This is a genomic window from Nostoc sp. 'Peltigera membranacea cyanobiont' 213 (genome assembly GCF_002245975.1).
Lineage (GTDB): Bacteria > Cyanobacteriota > Cyanobacteriia > Cyanobacteriales > Nostocaceae > Nostoc.
In genome coordinates this window covers 1-4090 of record NZ_NOLI01000278.1, presented here as the reverse complement: position 1 = coordinate 4090, position 4090 = coordinate 1, and the positions used below count along the sequence as shown (strand labels likewise).

Sequence of the window (4090 nt, the reverse complement as noted above, 5' to 3'; positions counted from 1 at the left end):
GCTGCTGGAATTCTTTTGCAATATACATTTTGGCAGTTTTTGACCCCTATTTCTTCAAGCTTTGTGAGAAATCCGGGTATACTGGCATTCGTCATGAATCGGGGCAAGTCTCATTCTTTACCAAAGCTTGCTCTGGATTTTTATTGGACAATTCTTCTAGAAATTTTTCAACCCAACAAACTTTTTCGGGTTGCCAGCGTTTGCTGACATAGCGCTGGCATTATTCCGTAGACCATTTTCATAACTTACGCAAAAATTGTTAAAAAGCTTAATTCATTTGTCAGTCCACCATCTACCAATCAACTGATGACCGAGGAACTTCAAAGAGCAGATAATGATAGTCCGTGGAAAGAAATTTTAGAAGCTTACTTTCCCCAAGAAATGCAATTTTTCTTCCCCCAAACAGCAGCATTAATTAATTGGGAACGTCCCCACGAATTTCTCGATAAGGAATTTCAGCAAATAGCTCTTAACGAGGGAGTAGGGAGTAGGGAAGAGGGAGTAGGGAAACCCCTGTTTTGTTCAATATCCTCCCTACTCCCTGTTTTGTTCAATATCCTCCCTACTCCCTACTCCCCACTCCCTACTCCCTGTTTTGGTGAAGGAGAACTTGGTAGGCGATATGCAGATAAATTAGTCAAAGTATGGCAAATTCAAGGTCAAGAACTTTGGCTATTAATCCATGTAGAAATTCAGGCAAAATCAGAAGATATTTTTGCAGAAAGAATGTTTTCTTACAACCTACGAATTTTTGATAAATTTGCCAAACCTGCCATTAGTTTGGCGATTTTGTGCGATACTGACTTGACCAAGCCCCGTTGGGGCGGGAGTAGGGAGTAGGGAGTAGGGAGTAGGGGAAAAAGACGCAACACGTACAACCTCCTGTCTTTCAAGCCCCGTCTTTTAAGACGAGAGCAAAGGCCAGTGGTTTCAAGCCCCGACCAATGCCGTCTTCCCTACTCCCTACTCCCTACTCCCTGTTCCCTACTCCCTGTTTGTTGACATGGCGACCAAATCAATATAGTTATAATTACCCCGATACTAGGCTTAACTTTGAATTTGGCATCGTCAAGCTTTTAGATTATCAAAATAATTGGGCAGAATTAGAAGCCAGTGACAATCCATTTGCAACCGTAGTCATGGCGCATTTGAAAACACAGCAAACAAGTAAAAAGCCAGGAGAACGTAAAACTTGGAAATTTAGCTTAATTCGTCGGTTGTATGAATTAGGATTACAGGAAAGGGACATTCGTAACCTGTACCGATTTATTGATTGGGTTATGATTTTACCAAAAGCCTTGGAAGCAGAATTTTGGCAAGAGTTTAAGCAATTTGAGCAGGAGCGGACTATGAGCTACATTACCACAGGCGAACGCATTGGCTACGAGCGTGGGAAGGAAGAAGGAAAGCAGGAACAAGGACAAACTCTTGTAATACGGCAACTACAAAAACGGGTAGGAGAGTTACCTCAAGAGGTTCGGGAGCGCATTCAAACTCTTTCTTTAGAGCAATTAGAATCACTTGGTGAAGCTTTATTAGATTTTACAGCTATTGAAGATTTACTTAACTGGTTTTCAAGAGGGAGTAGGGAGTAGGGGAAAGGGAGTAGGGTATTTTCCTCTTCCCCCTTAAAGCTCCTAAATTTATTTATGCCCAAAAATAAAGTAGGGGAGAGGGAGTAGGGTATTTTCCTCTTCCCCCTACTCTCTACTCCCTACTCCCTACTCCCTGTTTGGTGAGCAAATTAAACAACATAGAAAATGTCTTTTTGCCAAACCTAGTTAACAATTATTTTGCATTTTTGCAATTATTTTTCTACCATTCATCAACACATCTTGTATGCAAGCTTCATCCACACTTTTTGAGGACTCCACAACGGATATCCATGTTGTTCGCCGTGATGGTTCGACAACACCGTTAGAAATTAATAAAATTCGCACAGTGGTTAATTGGGCTTGTTGCGGACTTTCAGCAAATTCTATTGCTTTAGAAGCACATCTGACAACTCGATTGCGTCCTGGAATTACCACGCGAGAAATTCAAGATAATTTAATTCGCTGTGCTTTGGATTTGTGTAGTCCTGAAGAACCTGATTGGCGCTATGTAGCAGGGCGATTACATATTTGGAGTTTGTGGAAAGAAATAACAGTTAGTCGTGGCTATCAGTACGGTTATTATGCTCGGACTGTACAAACAAAAGTTTTATCAGAACAATACGATCGCCGCATTTTAATCTACACAGATGCAGAATTAGAGATTGCTAACACTTGGATCAATCCCGACTCGGATGCCGACTATGATTATGCCGGAGCTGTATTACTGACGAAGCGATATCTTTTGGCGAATGAGCTACCCCAAGAAGCATTTTTAACTTGTGCATTATTGATTGCTTCCGTGGAAACACCAGAAAATCGATTAACCTGGGCAAAGCAATTTTATGAAGCGTTAGCGAATCGTCAAATATCTTTGGCAACCCCCATTCTGGCGAATTTGCGGATTCCTAATGGGTCGCTTGCCAGTTGTTTCATTACGGCGATGGACGACAATTTGGAAAGCATTTTTGATGGGATTCATGATGCAGCTCGGATTTCCAAAAATGGTGGCGGTGTGGGCGTAAATCTGTCTCGCATTCGGGCTACTGGTAGTTGGGTGATGGGGAAAGCTAATTCCTCTGGTGGCGTGGTTCCCTGGATTAAATTGTTGAATGATACAGCGATCGCAGTTAATCAAGGTGGACGCAGAGCAGGTGCTGTCACTGTCAGTCTGGATGTTTGGCATTTGGACTTGCCCGAATTTTTGGAAATGCAAACCGAGAATGGGGACGGGCGACGCAAAGCTTATGACGTGTTCCCGCAACTGGTTGTCAGTGACGAATTTATGCGGCGAGTAGCAGCCGATGAAGAATGGACGTTAGTTGATCCTTATGAAGTACAAACTCGTTTAGGCATTGAATTGGCTCTTTTATGGGGTGAAGAATTTGAAAAGGCTTATCTTCAAATCGAAGCCAGTTTAGAAAGCAAGATTACACTTTACAAACGGGTGAATGCTCGTCTTTTACTCAAACAAGTGATGCGAACCCAGTTAGAAACCGGGATGCCTTACCTGTGGTTTAAAGATACCGCGAACCGAGCTAATCCCAATCAGCATGAGGGCTATATTCCAGGTGGAAACCTGTGCCAAGAATCGTGGTCAAATGTGAAACCGGGTGAAGAAGCACATACGTGTAATCTCGTAAGTATCAATCTGGCAAATCTTGAGGATGAGAAACGAGCAGAGATTTGTCAAATTGCAGTACGTATATTAGATAACACGATTGAACTCACCTCACCACCCTTTGCTGCCAGTGCCACCCACAACGCCAAATATCGCACAATTGGAGTGGGCTGTATGGGATTAGCCGACTGGTTAGCAAAACGTCATCTTACCTACACCCATCTTCAGGAAATCAGTAATTTATTTGAAGACATTGGTTACTATTGCACATCTGCATCAATGTTCCTTGCTAAGGAACGAGGTGCGTATCCTGCTTTTGTGGGTAGTGAATGGAGCAAGGGACATTTAATCGGAGCAAAACCTGTAGAATGGTTTTTGCAACACGCTAGTCTTCCAGAACGCTTCGCAAAATTGAGTCAGGATATCAAACAACATGGTATTCGCAATTCACATATTACAGCGATCGCACCCAACACTTCTTCATCTTTAGTTCAGGGTTGTACAGCCAGTGTTTTACCCGTTTACAGCAAATTCTTTTATGAAAAGTGGGCAAAGGGTTCAGTACCGATCGCACCGCCTTACATTCGGGATAATCTATGGTTCTATGTCGAAAATAAGACACTAGATCAGAAAAAAGTGGTGAGAGCGATCGCCACAATCCAACAATGGATTGATACAGGAATTTCAATGGAACTACTGTTTAATCTGAACGCTGGAGTTTATTTCCCCGACGAACCAGAGCGTTCTCTCACAGCTGTTGATATTTTTGAAACCCTAATGCTGGCTTGGGAATTGGGTTGGGGACTTCCAAAGAATAAATTAATCAACAAAAACCAAGAATCCAATTTTAAACAATAATGATAATCATTTTAAGGGG

At 42.3% G+C, this 4090-nt stretch carries 2 protein-coding genes and 2 pseudogenes; all 4 read left to right on the top strand.

Translation table 11 applies throughout. The features are described from left to right. Positions 1–212, top strand: a 212-nt coding sequence (locus CDG77_RS38305; protein WP_223270132.1) for a hypothetical protein, incomplete at its 5' end; no start/stop codon positions are given. Between the two features lie 388 nt (positions 213–600). Beyond that, positions 601–804: pseudogene (locus tag CDG77_RS33825) on the top strand (hypothetical protein); the annotation flags it as partial. Between the two features lie 197 nt (positions 805–1001). Further along, positions 1002–1595: pseudogene (locus CDG77_RS33820) on the top strand (DUF4351 domain-containing protein); the annotation flags it as partial. 244 nt (positions 1596–1839) lie between these two features. Further along, a complete protein-coding gene (locus CDG77_RS33815; RefSeq protein ID WP_094333522.1) occupies positions 1840–4071 on the top strand; it encodes a ribonucleoside-diphosphate reductase subunit alpha in 2232 nt (743 codons plus the stop codon). Positions 4072–4090 lie beyond the last annotated feature (19 nt).